The 15,163-nt window shown below is 54.3% G+C and carries 14 protein-coding genes; 12 read left to right on the top strand and 2 right to left on the bottom strand.

The genetic code is table 11. From position 1 onward, the window contains the following. Positions 1-97 precede the first annotated feature (97 nt). The 3 genes from ACZ51B_RS16585 (at position 98) to ACZ51B_RS16575 (ending at position 3,441) form a co-directional block, all read left to right on the top strand. Entirely contained in the window at positions 98-1,894 is a 1,797-nt protein-coding gene (locus ACZ51B_RS16585; RefSeq protein WP_464294456.1) for a chorismate-binding protein, read from the top strand. 5 nt (positions 1,895-1,899) lie between these two features. Next, positions 1,900-2,676, top strand: a complete 777-nt coding sequence (locus ACZ51B_RS16580) for a DUF2231 domain-containing protein (RefSeq protein ID WP_464294455.1) — start codon at positions 1,900-1,902, stop codon at positions 2,674-2,676. A gap of 84 nt (positions 2,677-2,760) precedes the next feature. Further along, a complete protein-coding gene (locus ACZ51B_RS16575; protein ID WP_464294454.1) occupies positions 2,761-3,441 on the top strand; it encodes a phosphonatase-like hydrolase in 681 nt (226 codons plus the stop codon). Here the strand turns inward: ACZ51B_RS16575 and ACZ51B_RS16570 are convergent. Together ACZ51B_RS16570 and ACZ51B_RS16565 are read right to left on the bottom strand one after the other, a co-directional pair. Beyond that, a complete protein-coding gene (locus ACZ51B_RS16570; RefSeq protein WP_464294453.1) occupies positions 3,438-4,757 on the bottom strand; it encodes an MFS transporter in 1,320 nt (439 codons plus the stop codon). The two genes, ACZ51B_RS16575 and ACZ51B_RS16570, sit on opposite strands and share 4 nt — an antisense overlap. Positions 4,758-5,024: 267 nt before the next feature. Continuing rightward, positions 5,025-6,308: a helix-turn-helix domain-containing protein gene (locus ACZ51B_RS16565; RefSeq protein ID WP_464294452.1), complete on the bottom strand. Its 1,284-nt coding sequence runs from the start codon at positions 6,306-6,308 to the stop codon at positions 5,025-5,027. Positions 6,309-6,489: 181 nt separating this feature from the next. Here ACZ51B_RS16565 and ACZ51B_RS16560 point away from each other — a divergent pair, with 181 nt between their 5' ends. Genes ACZ51B_RS16560 through mnhG form a run of 9 tightly spaced genes read left to right on the top strand, consistent with a single transcriptional unit; the run spans position 6,490 to position 15,153 of the window. Further along, positions 6,490-7,755: a GNAT family N-acetyltransferase gene (locus tag ACZ51B_RS16560; RefSeq protein WP_464294451.1), complete on the top strand. Its 1,266-nt coding sequence runs from the start codon at positions 6,490-6,492 to the stop codon at positions 7,753-7,755. A 40-nt stretch (positions 7,756-7,795) separates the two neighbouring features. Next, a complete protein-coding gene (locus tag ACZ51B_RS16555) occupies positions 7,796-9,622 on the top strand; it encodes a CocE/NonD family hydrolase (protein WP_464294450.1) in 1,827 nt (608 codons plus the stop codon). 49 nt (positions 9,623-9,671) lie between these two features. Continuing rightward, entirely contained in the window at positions 9,672-11,840 is a 2,169-nt protein-coding gene (mbhE, locus tag ACZ51B_RS16550; protein ID WP_464294449.1) for a hydrogen gas-evolving membrane-bound hydrogenase subunit E, read from the top strand. Then, the gene (locus ACZ51B_RS16545) at positions 11,837-12,232 is read left to right on the top strand and encodes an MnhB domain-containing protein (protein WP_464297194.1); all 396 of its coding nucleotides are present in this window, start codon (positions 11,837-11,839) and stop codon (positions 12,230-12,232) included. Before mbhE ends, ACZ51B_RS16545 begins: the two co-directional genes overlap by 4 nt. After that, positions 12,232-12,579: an NADH-quinone oxidoreductase subunit K gene (locus tag ACZ51B_RS16540; protein WP_464294448.1), complete on the top strand. Its 348-nt coding sequence runs from the start codon at positions 12,232-12,234 to the stop codon at positions 12,577-12,579. Before ACZ51B_RS16545 ends, ACZ51B_RS16540 begins: the two co-directional genes overlap by 1 nt. After that, a complete protein-coding gene (locus ACZ51B_RS16535; RefSeq protein WP_464294447.1) occupies positions 12,576-14,048 on the top strand; it encodes a proton-conducting transporter transmembrane domain-containing protein in 1,473 nt (490 codons plus the stop codon). The genes ACZ51B_RS16540 and ACZ51B_RS16535 overlap by 4 nt, the downstream gene beginning before the upstream one ends. Beyond that, positions 14,045-14,527 (top strand): Na+/H+ antiporter subunit E, encoded by a 483-nt coding sequence (locus tag ACZ51B_RS16530; RefSeq protein WP_464294446.1) that lies wholly within the window; start codon positions 14,045-14,047, stop codon positions 14,525-14,527. Before ACZ51B_RS16535 ends, ACZ51B_RS16530 begins: the two co-directional genes overlap by 4 nt. Next, positions 14,524-14,814, top strand: a complete 291-nt coding sequence (locus tag ACZ51B_RS16525) for an MrpF/PhaF family protein (protein WP_464294445.1) — start codon at positions 14,524-14,526, stop codon at positions 14,812-14,814. The genes ACZ51B_RS16530 and ACZ51B_RS16525 overlap by 4 nt, the downstream gene beginning before the upstream one ends. Beyond that, complete coding sequence (gene mnhG, locus ACZ51B_RS16520; protein ID WP_464294444.1) at positions 14,815-15,153, top strand: monovalent cation/H(+) antiporter subunit G; 339 nt, start codon at positions 14,815-14,817, stop codon at positions 15,151-15,153. The last annotated feature ends 10 nt before the right edge of the window (positions 15,154-15,163 follow it).

Here is a 15,163-nt window from a genome sequence, read left to right as displayed (position 1 = left end):
ACGTGCTGTTGGGAGAACAGACCCAAGTGCCTTGTGGCTAAACTCTTGTGGCTGCTCGATTTAGGTCGGGTAGCCACAGAACGTTTTTGGGTCTTGCATGTTTCTCTTTGAATCCACTTATGGCGGCTACCTTCGCACCTCTGAGATGGGTGGTGTTGGAAGTTTCGTTACGTTTGTAAAGGATTCGCCATACGGCTCGGTTTGGCTTGCGTTTGATGATCCTGTTGAGGTGCTGACGGCTTGGGAACTGGACGAGGTTTTGCCGCTTCTTGCTCAGTTGGAAGCGAGTGGGAAGTATGCGGCTGGGTATGTGGCTTACGACGCGTCTCCTGCTTTTGATGCGGCTTTAGTTTCTAAGCGAGATCCGGGGATGCCGTTGGCGGAGTTCTTTGTTTACTCTTCGCCTCCTCGGTGGTTTAAGGAGTATTGGGGTGCGCGTGGGTCTGGGTTTTATTGGGAAGCGGATATTGAGGAAGATCCGTATCGGCAGAAATTCGAGCGTGTTCACGAGCACATTGGGGCTGGAGATACTTACCAGGTCAATTTCAGCTTTCGATTGAGGGCAGAGGCTGGTGCGGCGCAAGGGTTGATTGGGGTCGATCCGGCACCTTATGCGACTTTGATGGAGACCTCGCGGCACTCGATTGTTTCGCTTTCACCTGAGTTGTTCTTTTGTCTTGGGGGCAATGCGGTTACTTGTCGACCGATGAAGGGGACGCGGCCTCGGGAAGTGGGGGCGGATGAGCGCATGGTTTTGGAGCTGAAAAGTTCCGAGAAGGAGCTGGCGGAGAATCTGATGGTGGTGGATATGATCCGCAACGACCTTGGGCGGATTGCGGAGGTTGGGTCGGTGACGACGCCTCGGTTGTTTGAGGTTGAGCGGTATGCGACGGTTCATCAGATGACGTCGACGGTTACCGCTACTGTGTCGGAGCCTATTTCGCGGGTGTTTGAGGCATTGTTCCCTTGTGCTTCTATTGTGGGTGCTCCCAAGGTCGAGACGATGCGGATTATTGAGAAGCTTGAGGAGTCTCCTCGGGGGTTGTATACGGGTTGTCTTGGATTTATTGCTCCTGGGCGTCGGGCTCGGTTTTCGGTGGCGATTCGGACGGTTACTGATTCTAAGGAGCTTGGTGAGGCCAGTTATGGGGTGGGAAGCGGGCTGGTTTGGGACTCGGAGGCTTCGTCGGAGTTTGCTGAATGCCTTTTGAAGGCTGAGGTGTTGCATCGTGCACCCACGCGGTGGGGATTGTTGGAGACGATGTTGTGGGAGCCGGATGCTGGCGTGCTGCTGTTGGACGAGCATTTGGATCGCATGGAGGCGAGTGCTCGCGAGGTTGGAGTTGAGTTTTCTCGGGTGGATGCTTCGGCTGCGGTGGATCGGGCTTGCGAGTCGTTTGGTGACGAGCCGATGCGGATGCGGTTGTTGGGTTATCCTGACGGGAGTTTTGAGTGTACGTATTCTGCCCTCGGGGTTGTGCCCACTGAGTTGACGTTTGCTGTTGCGGACTCTGCTGTTTTCTCTAGTGACCCATCTCTTCGGATTAAGAGTTCTAACCGGGCTCTGTATCGAGAGCATCTGGATCGGCATGTTGGTTGTGATGAGGTGCTTCTCTGGAACGAGTTGGGGGAGGTTACGGAGTTCTGCAATGGGAACGTCGTGATTCGGGAGGGGGATGAGTGGTTTACGCCTCCGGTGGAGTGTGGGTTGTTGCCCGGCGTTTACCGACAGTTTTTGCTTAATTCCGGTCAACTGAAGGAGAAGCGGATTTTCAAGGACGAGATCGGGAATAAATGTGAGATATTCCGAATCAACTCGGTATCCAGGCTTGTGCGTATGAAAGTCGTTTCTGGATTGGTGAACGTCGGGGATACTAGAGCGTCGCAGTTATAACCTTCATGAAAAAGCTCCTTGTTGTTTTGTTGGGCGTTGGCCTGTGTACGGGTGCCTTTGCAAGGCCCGAGTTTTACGATCTGTATAAGGCCAAGTACGGGATCAAGGACGGGTCTAAGCTGGCCGAGGCATCTTGTGCGAACTGTCACACGAGTGTTCCTTCTCGGAATGCGTATGGCAAAGAGATCGGGCTGGCGATGAAGGCTGCGAATACTCGGACGCTGAATGAGGCGATTCTGGGTTCGATTGAGGATAAGGACTCCGATGGGGACGGATGGACGAACCTTGAGGAGATCAAGGCGGATACGCTTCCTGGGGATCCGAGCAGCCATCCTAAGGGCTCGGCTCCTAAGCGCGAGGCGCCAAAGACGGCTGTCGTTGAGAAGACGGAGTTGATTCCTACCCATAGCTTCCACCCGGCGGTGGTGCACTTCCCTATTGCTCTGCTGGTGATTGGTGCGCTGCTTGAGTTTTGGGGTTGGCGGAAGAAGGATTTGTTCTATCGGAAAGCGGGCTATTTGAACCTGATTTTGGGGACGATTTCTACTGCGGTGGTTATCCCGACGGGTGTGGCGGCTTGGCTTCGGAAGGGGATGGATTTGAAGGGGGATCTGCTGATCCACGTGATTCTCGCCAGCGTGAGCGTTTTGCTGATGTTGTTGGTTCTTGGCTTGAGGAAGCGGTCGGTTCGGGAAGATTTCTTCTACTTTGGTCTGCTCCTTTTGGCTTGTATTTTGGTGAGTGCGGCCGGACATTTTGGCGGCAACATGGTGTATTCGTAGTTAGGTGAGTTGCCGGATGAGTGGCGATGTTGCTTTTTTGTGCAAGGGGCGTCGCTCTTGATCCGTTACGTTCATGCTTAAGCTGTGATACAACTCGTGATCTTTGATATTGCTGGGACAACCGTTGAGGATCCCGACGGCGTTGGCGGATGTCTCAAGGCGGCTTTAACTGCTGCCGGTGTGCCTTGGGAGCATGATGCGGTTAATGCGATCATGGGGATTCCGAAGCCTGTGGCGATTCGGATGTTGATGGAGCAGTTCGCGCCTGAGATGGTGGATGATGAGCTGATTCAGACGATCTTCTTGGACTTCCGGCAGAAGATGATTCAGTTTTACTTAGTGAATCCCGACATCAAGCCGATTGATGGGGCGGTTGAAGTGTTTGCTGAGCTCCGAAAGCGCGGGATTAAGGTGGCTTTGGACACTGGGTTTGACCGGGCTGTTGTGAATGCCCTGATGCAGCGGCTGGGATGGGATGATTCTATTCTCGACTTTACGATTGCAAGCGATGAGGTGGCCAACGGGCGTCCGCATCCCGACTTGGTGTTTGGGGCGATGAAGCTGGCTGGAGTGTCTGATGTGAAGGCGGTTGCTAAGGTTGGGGATACTCCTTCGGATCTTCAGGAAGGGACTACCGCGGGCTGTACGTTGGTGGTGGGGGTGACCTCTGGTACCCACACCGAGGAGCAGTTGAAGGGGCATCCCCATACTCATCTGATTCACTCGGTGCGGGACTTTCCTGCTTTGCTTGACGGCTTGAATTAAGCCGTCTTTGGCTTGATACTTCGGTCCTGTATCCAGTAGATGAATGCGAAGATACAGGACACGAATGCGACGGCGGCGAGCATGAGGAACGCTGCTTGCCATCCACTCTTCTCGGCGATTCTTGCTACTCCGTATCCGCTGATGATGCCGCCTACGTAGCCGACGCCGTCGATCCAGCCGCATGCTGTTGCGCTGGCTTTCTTGCCGCCCAGGTCTAGGGAGATGGCTCCTGCTAGGAGCGAGTATGGGCCGATGAGAACGAATGCGATGGCAGCTACCACGGCAACGTAGGCTGTGCTGTTCGATCCGAAATTGAGTTGTGAGAGGCTGAGGAGGGCTACGGTGCCGAGGGCAAGGCCCCCTACGATCATCGCGGAGCGGCCACCTTTGGAGAGTCTGTCACTGAGCCAGCCGACGATGAGGACTGAGATGCCACCGAACAGGGGGAAGTAGGATGCGGCTTTGCTTGCATCACCCTTGGAAAGATGTGCGACTTCGTGGAGGTAGGTTGGGGTCCACTCGTTGAATGTTTCTCGCATGAGGGTGAAGCCGAAGGATAGTACGCAGACGGTCCAGAAGATGGGGCTTGCGAGAAGGTTTTTGAGGATCTCGGCTGCGGTGAGGTCTTCTTGTGCTTCGAACCCGAGCATGGGTTCGGGGTCTTTGGGCTCTTCCAGGCCGTAGTTGGTGGGAGAGTTTCGGAGGAACAGTAGGGTTGGCACGAAGATGATGGCCATGACGCCTGCTGCTAGGAAGAAGATTTGTCGCCAGCCCCAGCCTTGGTTGATGAGTTCGCCGAAGATGTACTTGGGGACGAAATCGCCAAGGAGGTAGCTGAGACTTATCAGGCCCATGACGGTTCCGTAGCGGCCTGAGGGGAACCAGCGGGAGACTACTTTGACGAGTCCTGCCCAGCCCATGGATTGGATGAACCTGTTGGCCGACCAGGCGAAGAGGAAGATGGGGAAACTTCCGCCGAGGCCGAACATGATGGAGAAGACGATGGCTCCGGCCATGCCGATGAGGAACATTGGGTTTCCTCCAAACTTGTCTGAGAGTGTTCCTGCGAGGAATTTGCCACCGGCGTAAAAGAATGTGGCGATCGAGGTGATCATTCCGATCGTCTCCTTGGTGAAGTGGAGACTCTTGAAGTCCTCGATGATGAGGCTACGGGTGGCACTCAGGTGAGCTCGGCATACGTAGTAACCGGCGTAGCCAAAGAAGAGGAGCGCCATGGTCATTGCCTGCTTGTTGGCAAGACGTCGATCTTCTGGACTGACTGGCGTAGAAACGGTTGCTTTATCTTTGAGTGCCATCGCTGCCTTGAGAGAGCCAGTCTGCGGATAGCATGCATTTTAACAGCGGCTCAGTCCGACCTGTCGCCTCTAGTCATTGCCTAGAAACCGCTTCACCCTTTAGGCGGAAGAACCGCTGTTAAAATACTGAAATGATGCGGAGCTGTTGGCTCCTGTCACCTTTCCAATGAAATCCCCACTCTTGCTTCTAACTAACTTATAAGCTAGCGGGTTTAAGGTTCAAATATGACCTGTTTGCACGATTGTGGAACGGATCTTTACGGTTCCTTAACCTAAGGTCGCAAAATTGTGCGCTGGAGAGTACTTTGCTTCTCTGATTGCCTTTTCTAGGTGAGTTACACGTACAAGGTTGAATTCATTAAGGTGGCTCTCTTTGAGCGATTGTAGCGAGTGCGATGCTTGCTCGCTGCGGCCTTGTTGCAGAGCTAATTCACAGCGCGTCATTTCTTTGGAGATCGCGTGTTGGGTGCTCTGCGTGGGTTTTGGGAGGAGAAGGGCTTCTGCTTCGGCTGTGAGTCCGACTTCGACCATGGCCCTTGCCCACGTCGTTTCCGCTTCGCATTCGAGGTCTGGATTTTTCGTGTCGCGTGCTAGAGCGAGTGCCCTTCTCCCGTAATCCATGGCATCGGCTTTCTTCTTTGCCAGTCGGCTATAGAAGGACATGTCGGTGAGAATTTCTGCCCGGACGTCTGCTGTGCTGGCTTGGAGCAGGCAGTGCTGCAAGGTGTATAGCCCCTGGTTGGGTCTGGGGGTGGTATGGCGAAAGACGTCGGCCCGGGCGCTCCAGCGTTCGGCTAGAAGATAGCTCGCATCTCGTGGTCCCGTGCACGACTCCACGACTTTTCTGGCCTCCAGGGTTGCTTCTGGGTAGCGGTGCCAGGCGCAGAGGTACTGGGCGTAGACGAGGGTTACTTGTCGGAGTAGGTCGAGGATGCCGGGTTCTGACAATCTCCACCAGAGGGCGGACTGCAGTTGGAGCAGGCGCAATTCGGTGCCTGGTGAACCGCCATAGATGAGCGAGGATTTGATGTGGGCCAGTTCGCTCTTGAGGCTGGTGATATTGAATACGGAGCCAGTGAAACGTAACTTGCTTACTCCACTAGCTAAGACGCACTCTCGTTCATCGGGTGTGGCTTTTAGGAGATCTAGGAGCTTTTCTTCGAGTCCGGGGCTTGGGTGCGTTGTGGAGGTTTCCCAGCGGCTAATTGTGCTGGTTGCCACGCCTAGCGTCGTTGCCACTTCGCTTAGGGATAGTCTTGATTTCATCCTCATGGCCTTGAGGAGTGCTCCGCCGGAGGGTGGGCGGAAGGTGGCTCGGTCGTCATCGGCGACTCTTGCTGCGCGTGCGGCTCTTGGGACGTCGACGCTGGAAAGGATTCGGTTGAGGGTTGTGTCTGCGGCGTCGAGTGTCTTGAGGAGTGCTTCCATCTCGGGCACGCGGGGGACGCACACGCCACTTTCCCAGCGCGAGAGGGTTGAAGGTGATATGCCCGCGAGGAAAGCTGCCTGCCGGAGGGTTAGGTCTTTCGCCTCACGTAACTCTTTCAGCATCGCGGCGAGTCTCTGCTTAGTCGAGCACATAGAGACTGTATATACGGACCTTGTTAGTGAATTGTTAAGAACGTTCTGAGCACTTTTTAAGGTCGTGTAATCGTTCAAAAAATTGAGCGTCTGAAGTCCTGCATGAAAACACGCGTCACAATAAGAAAGATAGTAGAGAAGCTCAAAACAGATGCGCTTTGAAAACGCCCACAGCCCACTGAGACCGATTGTCCACGACTTGGATCTGGTTCCCGCTTATACGGTGAGCCTTCCTCTCTCGTGCCAACTTGTGGAAGGCGTGATCGCTTTTGCCTCGACTGAGTCGGCATGGCGAACTTTGCAAGAATCGGTACCGAGCCAATCCGGTGCCGTGTCTTGGGAATCGATCATGTGTTGGTGGCATTGCTTTGGAGAGGTCTGCCCCAAGACAAACATGAAGGGCGTTCCTTACATGGTCCGAGTGTCCTATGAGGGTCACGAAGTCGCGCTGTTCCCGTTTGTTCTCCAGAGTGACAAGGCACGTCCGTTTGCCGTTCGACGGCTTCGTCCGATGGGGTACTCGGGCGAGTTGGAGCCGTTTGGTCTTTTGGAAGAGCCTATGGCGCTGATCTTGCCTGGTTTTGAGGACCATGCGCTTAATGCGGTGAGCGAATTTTTGACGACGGACTCTCGGCATCTACCTTGGGACTGTTTCATTGTGCGTGCGCTTGCCGAGCACCGACCGGCGACGGCGGGCCCGCGTGGTCACCGGTGCGTGGTGACCCGCAAGGTGAAGACTGGGCCACAGATGGTTCATTTGCCGAGCAGTTGGCAGGCTTTTCGGAAGCAGTTGTCGAAATCGATGCGTGACAACCTGCCTTACTATCCGAGACTTTTGACCCGTGATGGGCACAGTTGGTCGGTGAAGATTCATCGTGCGGATGAGGGTTTGGATGCTCTGTTGGACAAGTTGATTGCGCTCCACAAGGACCGAGTGGCGAGTGAGATCAGCAATGGGCATGACGACTATTTCCAACTGGAGGCTCAGCGCCAGATGCTGTTGGAGTGTCATCGGCGGCTTCCGCTGGAGAATGCGTTTATCGCGACGCTGGAAGCGGACGGGGAGATCATTGCCGCTCAGTCTTTCTGGCGATCGGGATCTACTGTATCGGTGATGTACTCGGGCTTTGCTCCAGGGTGGGCCAAGTACAGCCCGTTGCTGGTGCTTCAGAGTGAGATCTTCAAGAATGCGATCGAGGAAGGCGTGGAGAAGCTGAATCTTCTTTATGGCACTGCGCCCTGGCAGATGCGGTGGCAGCCTGCTACTGAGTCTTTTGAAGTGCGGCTTTTGGGTAACCGGATTCACTTGATGTCTTGCGTGCGCTGCGGAATCTATGCCGTGCAGCGTGAGTTGTCTTTGATGCGTCGGCGTCAGAAGAACCGCGAGGTCATGGCTAGGATTCGACCTCAAAAGTAGCATACTGTGCTCAAGACCCAGTTCTTGGTCCGGTAACTCCATGAATAGCTTTCTAGGTTTCAAGCAGTTCGGCATGCTGTTGTTGCTGTCGTCGTCTTCCGTCGTTCACGCCCAGGACGACGAGAACAAGCCGGTGAGTGCTTTGTACGACAAGTTCGAGTACAGCATCCCTATGCGAGATGGCGTCAAGTTGCACACCGTCGCTTATGTTCCCAAGGACAAGGCTGGCAAGCATCCGATTTTGATGGAGCGCACGCCGTATAGTGCGGGGCCTTATGGTCCGGGCAGCTTTGCACAGTTTGGTGGCAGCCCCAAGTTTCGAGAGGCGGGTTACATCTTTGCTTATCAGGACGTGCGTGGGCAGTATATGAGCGAAGGCACGTTTGTGAATGTGCGGCCGATGCTGAAAGCTGGAGAAACCGGCATTGACGAGAGCACGGATACTTACGACACGATCGACTTTCTGGTGAAGAACGTGCCTAACAACAACGGCAATGTTGGGCTGTGGGGCATTTCCTATCCGGGGTTTTATGCGGCTGCGGGTGCGATCAATACCCATCCTGCATTGAAAGCGGTTTCGCCTCAGGCACCCGTGAGTGAGTGGTTCATTGGAGATGACGTTCACCACAATGGGGCGTTCTTCCTGCAAGACAATTTTGATTTCAGCCTTGACTTCGACAATCCGCGGAGCGGACCTGAGAAGGAGCACAAGGGGATTGAGATTGACCGTCAGGGACGATCGGCTTATGAGTTCTTTTTGAAAGCAGGAACATTGACTCAGTTGGAGGCTAAGTATCTGCATGGACAGATACCGTATTGGTTAGAGCTTTACGAGCACGGCAATTACGATTCGTACTGGAAGTCGCGAAGCATTCTGGACAAGATGAAGAATGTGAAGTGCGCGGTTCTTACCGTTGGTGGGCTGTTTGATGCGGAGGATATGTATGGCGCATTGAACATGTTCCAATACACGGGGAGGCAGAACAAGGGAATTCCGAATTACCTTGTGATGGGTCCTTGGTATCACGGGATGTGGGCTTCTGGCGATGGGCAGTCTTTTGGTGGGGTCAACTTTGGATCGAACACTTCTCGGTTCTTCCAGGACGAGATTGAGTTTCCTTTCTTTGACAAGTATCTGCGCGGGCAGAACATTGCTTCTCCTGCCAAGGCGACTATCTTCCAGACCGGGAAGAACGTTTGGCGTAAGTTTGAGCAGTGGCCGCCGAAGGGACTGGGCAAGATGGAGTGGTACCTCCAGGCAAACAAGGGGCTCTCTACGGCTCAGCCCAAGAAGAGTGGCGCGGACAGCTATGTGAATGATCCGGCTGCGCCGACGCCTTACATCAAGAATTTGAAGGCTACTCAGCGACCGGCTGAGTACATGCTGGCTGACCAGCGGTGGGCGGCGAGTCGGTCGGACGTGCTTACTTATGAAGGGCCTGTTTTGAAGCAGGACGTGACCGTGGGTGGCGCTGTTGATGTTGATTTCTGGGTTTCAACTACTGGTACGGATAGCGACTTTGTGGTGAAGGTGATTGACGTTTGGGCGAATGGCAACCAGCAGCTTTTGCGCGGGGACATTATGCGGGGCAAGTTCCGGAACAGCTATGAGAAGCCCGAGCCGTTTGTGCCTGGGAAGCCGACTCGGTTGCACTTTAAGATGAACGATGTGTTGCACACGTTCCAGAAGGGGCACAAGATCATGGTTCAGGTGCAGAGTTCTTGGTTCCCTCTGGTTGATCGCAACCCGAACAAGTTTGTGGACATCTACAAGGCGAAGCCCGAGGATTTCCAGAAGGCTACGATTCGCGTGTATCACGATCCTAAGATGCCTTCAAAGATCGTTTTCGGGACGCTGCCGCAGTAAGGGGGACCGTCGGGCCGCTTCCACGTATTTCTAGGAGTAAAATCCGGTCATGGGAGCACGCGAGCAATTCCTGCTCTCAGCAGCAGTGGGGATACCCTTTGGTTTCTCACTGCTGGCTCCATTTCTCACCCGATTGTGGGGATCTCGGGCGGCGTATGTTCTTGCGGTTGCCCCGATTGCGGTCTTTGCGATTATTCTCCAGCTCCCTTCGTTTGGAGTCTGTTTTCCCTGGGTACCCGACATTGGCCTTTATATAGGCTTTAAGGTGGATGCTCTTTCTCGCACTTTTGCACTTTTGGCGAGTGGAGTGGGGGCTGGGATTTTGGTTTTCAGTGCTGGCTACATGCAGTCTGCTCCGAAGCTTGGGCGGTTTTATGCCCTTTTGATGCTTTTCATGGGGGCGATGCTTGGGTTGGTTTTGGCAAACACTGCTCTGAACCTGTTTGTATTTTGGGAGCTCACGAGTTGGAGTTCGTATCTGTTGATCGGTACGAATCATGAGTCTGCTACGGCGCGCCGTTCGGCTCTGGTGGCGTTGGGGATTACGTCTGTCGGTGGGTTCGCACTGTTGCTGGCGGCTTGCGTGATTGGGTCTGGATCTTTGGATTTGTACCGTCCGGGAGCCGAGCTTTCGCTGGTGAGTGGGCTCCTGCTGGTGGCGGCTTGGACGAAGTCGGCGCAGGTGCCTTTGCATAGTTGGTTGCCGGGGGCGATGAGTGCTCCGACTCCTGTGAGCGCCTATTTGCATTCGGCTACGATGGTCCAGGCGGGTGTTTACCTTGTTGCTCGTATGTCTCCGATACTTGGCGGCTGGTTTCCTGAGGCTTGCCAGTGGCTGGGGTGTTTGACTGCGATTGCGGGGACGGTCATGATGGTTCGGCAGACGGATCTGAAGCGGATCTTGGCCTACACCACTTTGAGCGCGCTGGGGTTGTTGTTTGCGGTGGCTTCTGGCGGGACCACGGAAGCTTTGCTGGTGTTCCTGGTGGCTCACGGGCTTTATAAGGCTGGGTTGTTTATGGTCGCTGGGACCGTGGACCATGAGACGGGCACGAGGAATATTCGAGAGCTTTCTGGCCTCCGGAAGGCGATGCCTTTCACTTTTGCGGGGGCTTGTCTGTGTGGTTTTGCTGCGGCGAGCTTGCCTCCTAGTTTGAGTTTTGTTGGGAAGGAGCTTCTTCATGGGCTTTCGGGCTTGCCGATTGTGTTGGCGGGAATTGCTGCTGGTGCTGGCGGAGTTTTGGGGAGCTGGATGGTTGTTCGGAAGCCGTTCTTTGGGGAGCCATCTCATGATTGCCATGATGGGGCGGTTTCCATGTGGCTGCCCATCGGTGTTTGTGGGCTGGTCGGACTGGGTGCGGCTTTTGTGGATCGGCGGATTGTGGAAGCGCTTTCTGCTTTATTGCATGGACCGGCGGTTTATTTGATCACCTTGGGGCTTGGGTTTGGGCTTATTGTGGTTTGGGAGCGGTCACTTTCCAAGTTGGATGCGCCCGTATCGAGTTCTGACCGTGTGTTGGATGGGTTGTGTCGGTTGTCATTGGAATTTGCACCTCGATTTTCACGGGTGATTCAGAACGGACTGTTGAGCAGCTATGCGCGGTCGGTTTTGGCTGCGACGTGTTTGTTGGTTGCGATTAGCGTGTATCGGTGGCAGCCGGTTCTTTCGCTGGACAGTGGGTTGAAGCCGGAGTTGCTGGAGGGGGTGGTGATTGTGGTTACGATTCTCTCTGCTTTTGCGACGCTTGTTATCGTGAAGCGAATTTCGGCGGTGGCTTGTATCTCGGTAGTGGGGATGGGGATCGCGACGCTTTATTCGCTTTATGGGGCGCCGGATCTTGCTATGACCCAGATTGCGGTTGAGACTTTGACACTGATCTTATTCATCACGGCTTTCTATCACTTCCCTAAGGTGGTGGCGCGTAGGAATAAGCGGCGACGGTTGCAGGATGGGGTGGTTGCGGTAGCCGTTGGGGTGCTGATGATGTTCTTGAGTTTGGCGGCTAGCAACCTCCATCCTTCGGGTGAGCTGAGTCGGTTCTTTTCTGAGAATGCTCTTCCGGTGGCGCAGGGGCAAAACGTGGTCAACGTAATCCTTGTCGATTTCCGGGCGCTGGACACGATGGGGGAGATCACTGTTATGGCGGTGGCCGGGCTTGGCGTTTATGCTCTTTTGAAGAAGAAGGGCAGCGTGAAGGCTGAGGAGGAAGGGTCATAGGCTCCGTTATCATCTCCACCACGGCGAAGTTCCTGTTGCCTGTGTTTCTTCTGTTCTCTGTTTTCCTTTTGTGGCGTGGGCACAATGCGCCGGGCGGTGGGTTTACGGGTGGCCTTGTTGCCAGCGGTGGATTGGTTTTGTATGCGATGGCCAACGGGAGTAAGGAGACTCGACGGTTGCTGAGGCTTGATCTTAAAGCGACGCTGGGGATTGGGCTTTTGATGGCTCTTGCGGCGGGGCTGATCGGGATTCTGAACGGTGGGTTTTATAAGGCTACTTGGGTCCACGTTGGGGCGCTTCATTTGGGGACGCCGTTGTTGTTTGACATCGGGGTCTATCTGGTGGTGGCGAGTTCTGTCCTGACGATTGTGTTGGCGCGGGAGGAGTTTTAATGTCGTTCCTCATGTCGCTGCTGATTGGGGTGTTGTTTGGGACGGGCGTTTACCTGTTGCAGAGGCGGAATTTTGTGCGAATGCTGCTTGGGTTGTCGCTTGTTGGGAACGGGGCAAATCTGCTTATCTTCACGGCAATTGGGTTGACACGTTCACGTGCGCCAATTGTTCCGGATGGGTCCTCAGTTCCAAAAGCTCCTTTTGCGGATCCGGTTGCTCAGGCGTTGATTTTGACAGCGATTGTGATCTCGTTTGCGGTGATCGCTTTTTCTTTGGCTTTGACTGCTCGGACGTATGAAGAGACTGGAACGGATAGTTCGGATGATCTCAGGAGCACGGACGAGTGAACAGTTTGCTCGCGATGCCTTTGGTGGTGCCGATGTGTACGGCGGCGCTTTGCATGGTTGCTTGGAACAAGTTGACGTTGCAACGGGTTGTTTGCGGGGTTGGGTCTTTGCTGTTGGTTGTGGTTGCAACTGTTTTGTTCCTTCGTGTTCTGCATGAGGGACCGCTGGTGTTTACGGCTGGCGGTTGGAAGCCACCTTTTGGGATTGTTCTTTATGCGGATCTGGCGTCGGCACTTATGGTCTTAGCCGCCAGTTTGGTTGGACTGATTTCCGTTGGGCAGACATTGATAGATCAACCAAGGGCTAGTGAGCGGTTCGGGGTTTATGCCTTGATGCCTGTGCTGATGATGGGAGTGTGCGGGTCGTTTTTGGCGGGTGACCTGTTCAACCTCTTTGTATGGTTCGAGGTGCTTTTGATCTCCTCGTTTGTGCTGCTGGCTATGGGGAATGAGCGGCCTCAGCTGGAGGGGGCGATGAAGTATGTGGTTCTCAACCTGATTGCTAGCTCTCTGTTTTTGAGTGCATTGGGTCTGCTTTATGGGACGCTGGGGAGTCTGAATATGGCCGACCTGGCTTTGAAGGTGGGGGCATCGCACAATCCGGGATTTCTGACTACGCTGAGTGTGCTTTTCCTGATTAGCTTTTCGGTTAAGGCTGGGCTGTTTCCTTTTGCGTTTTGGTTGCCTGCAAGTTATCACACACCTTCGCCAACAGTGAGTGCCTTGTTTGGGGCTTTGTTGACTAAGGTGGGGGTGTTTGCGATTTTGAGAACCTTCACGCTGATCTTTGTGACGGATCCGGTGTTCACGAGCAACATGCTGATGGTGTTTGCTTGTCTCACGATGGTTGTGGGTGGGGTTGCTGCTTTGGCGCAGGACAACGTGAGGCGGCTCCTCAGTTTTGTGTTGATGAGTCACATTGGGACGTTGGTGTTTGGGGTGGCTCTTGGAACTCCGCTGGGGATTCAGGGGATGCTGGTCTACATGGTTCACGAGATGTTTGCTTTGAGCGGGCTTTATCTCGTTTCCGGGTTGTTGGAGAGTCGGCAGGGGATGGCGTTGCTCAGTCGGATGGGGGGCGAGTATAGTGCTTCGCCTTTGCTGGCGGCGTTGTTTTTGCTCCCGGCTCTGGCGATGGTTGGGGTGCCTCCGTTGAGTGGGTTTTACGGGAAGGTTGCTTTGTTGCAGGCGGGTGGGGTGAGTGTGCCGACTGTGGTTTTGTTGGTCTCGAGTTTCCTTACGCTGCTTGCGATGGTGAAGATCTGGAACATGGCGTTTTGGCGGGCCAATCCTGATGGAAGGGTTCTGGGCAGGCTGTCAGTTAACTCTGTTCCAGCATTTTGTGCGGTGTTCTTGGGGTTGATGTTGGCGGTGTTTGCCAACTCAGTAACTGTTGTTGGGAAGAGTGCTGCTGAAGAGTTGAGTGACCGATCTGTGGCGATTCGTCATGTGTTAGGGAGGGAGCGGTGATCTTTAACTTGATCTTGATGCTTTTGTGGGCGGCGCTCTTTGACAACTTCACTCCGACGAATCTGTTTGTGGGCTTTGGTGTCGGATATGGGATCTTGGCACTGCTTTCTCGGTTTGGAGTTCCTTCGCTTGCGACCTACGTTGTGCGTGTTGTTCGCGTGGTCAAGTTTGGGTTCTTCTATCTTTGGGAGCTGATTGTTTCTAACTTTAGGCTGGCGGTTGACATATTGACTCCGGGGTTTCGGTCTCGGCCTGCGATTGTGGCGGTGCCTCTGGATGAGCTGACTGATACGGATGCGGAGATCACACTTCTTGCAAACCTCATAACGCTGACACCTGGCACTCTTACGGTAGATATATCACCTGACAATCGCATTCTTTATGTGCATACGATGAGCGTGCCTGGGGATGATTTGGAGCTGTTTCGGCGGCAGATTAAGCACGACTTTGAGCGTCGGGTGATTGAGGTGCTGCATTGAACCCTACGCTTTATGCGGCTTCTAGCGTGTGTTTAGTGCTGCTTAGTTTTGGGTTTGTGTTTAGTAGCTACCGGATTGTGGTTGGGCCCACTCTGCCGGATCGGGTGGTTGCTTTGGACACTTTGGGAATCCTCATTTTGGGGATCTTGATGGTTTCTACCATTCGCATAAGTGACCCGGCTTTGTTGGATGTTGCGATTGTTTTGGCTTTGGTGGGTTTCATGGGGACCATCGCGTTTGCTCGGTTCTTGGAGAAGCTTTCTAAGGATGAGGAGGGGGCACAGTAGATGGTGGTTGTCACGTCTATCTTGATGGTTCTGGGGTCTTTCTTTATGCTTCTGGGGGCGCTTGCTATTGTTCGATATCCGGATGTGCTGATGCGGATGCAGGGCGCAACGAAGGCCTCGACGCTGGGGGTTGGGGCTTTGGCGATTGCGGTGGCTACTCACTTTGATCGAACCGACATTACGGTTCGATCTTTGGTGGTGATTTTGTTTGTGTTTGCAACGGCACCTGCGGGTGCGCATGCCATTGCCCGGGCGGCACATAACGCGAAGGTGAGCCTGTGGAAGAAGACGTCTGTGGATGAGCTGGCTGAGGCGAAAGAGCGCTCAGGGCAGGCCTGAGTGCTCTTTC

The sequence above is a fragment of the Fimbriimonas sp. LA-C6 genome (assembly GCF_055398105.1).
The sequence above is the reverse complement of the archived record's forward strand: the minus strand, read 5'-3'. Positions and strand labels throughout refer to the sequence as shown.

What these genes read in the sequence shown, in the direction of transcription:
- ACZ51B_RS16585 (WP_464294456.1), top strand. Translation starts at nt 98, where the DNA reads ATGTTTCTCTTTGAATCCACTTATGGCGGCTACCTTCGCACCTCTGAG.
- ACZ51B_RS16580 (WP_464294455.1), top strand. Translation starts at nt 1,900, where the DNA reads ATGAAAAAGCTCCTTGTTGTTTTGTTGGGCGTTGGCCTGTGTACGGGT.
- ACZ51B_RS16570 (WP_464294453.1), bottom strand. Translation starts at nt 4,757, where the DNA reads ATGGCACTCAAAGATAAAGCAACCGTTTCTACGCCAGTCAGTCCAGAA.
- ACZ51B_RS16565 (WP_464294452.1), bottom strand. Translation starts at nt 6,308, where the DNA reads ATGCTGAAAGAGTTACGTGAGGCGAAAGACCTAACCCTCCGGCAGGCA.
- ACZ51B_RS16560 (WP_464294451.1), top strand. Translation starts at nt 6,490, where the DNA reads ATGCGCTTTGAAAACGCCCACAGCCCACTGAGACCGATTGTCCACGAC.
- ACZ51B_RS16555 (WP_464294450.1), top strand. Translation starts at nt 7,796, where the DNA reads ATGAATAGCTTTCTAGGTTTCAAGCAGTTCGGCATGCTGTTGTTGCTG.
- mbhE (WP_464294449.1), top strand. Translation starts at nt 9,672, where the DNA reads ATGGGAGCACGCGAGCAATTCCTGCTCTCAGCAGCAGTGGGGATACCC.
- ACZ51B_RS16540 (WP_464294448.1), top strand. Translation starts at nt 12,232, where the DNA reads ATGTCGTTCCTCATGTCGCTGCTGATTGGGGTGTTGTTTGGGACGGGC.
- mnhG (WP_464294444.1), top strand. Translation starts at nt 14,815, where the DNA reads ATGGTGGTTGTCACGTCTATCTTGATGGTTCTGGGGTCTTTCTTTATG.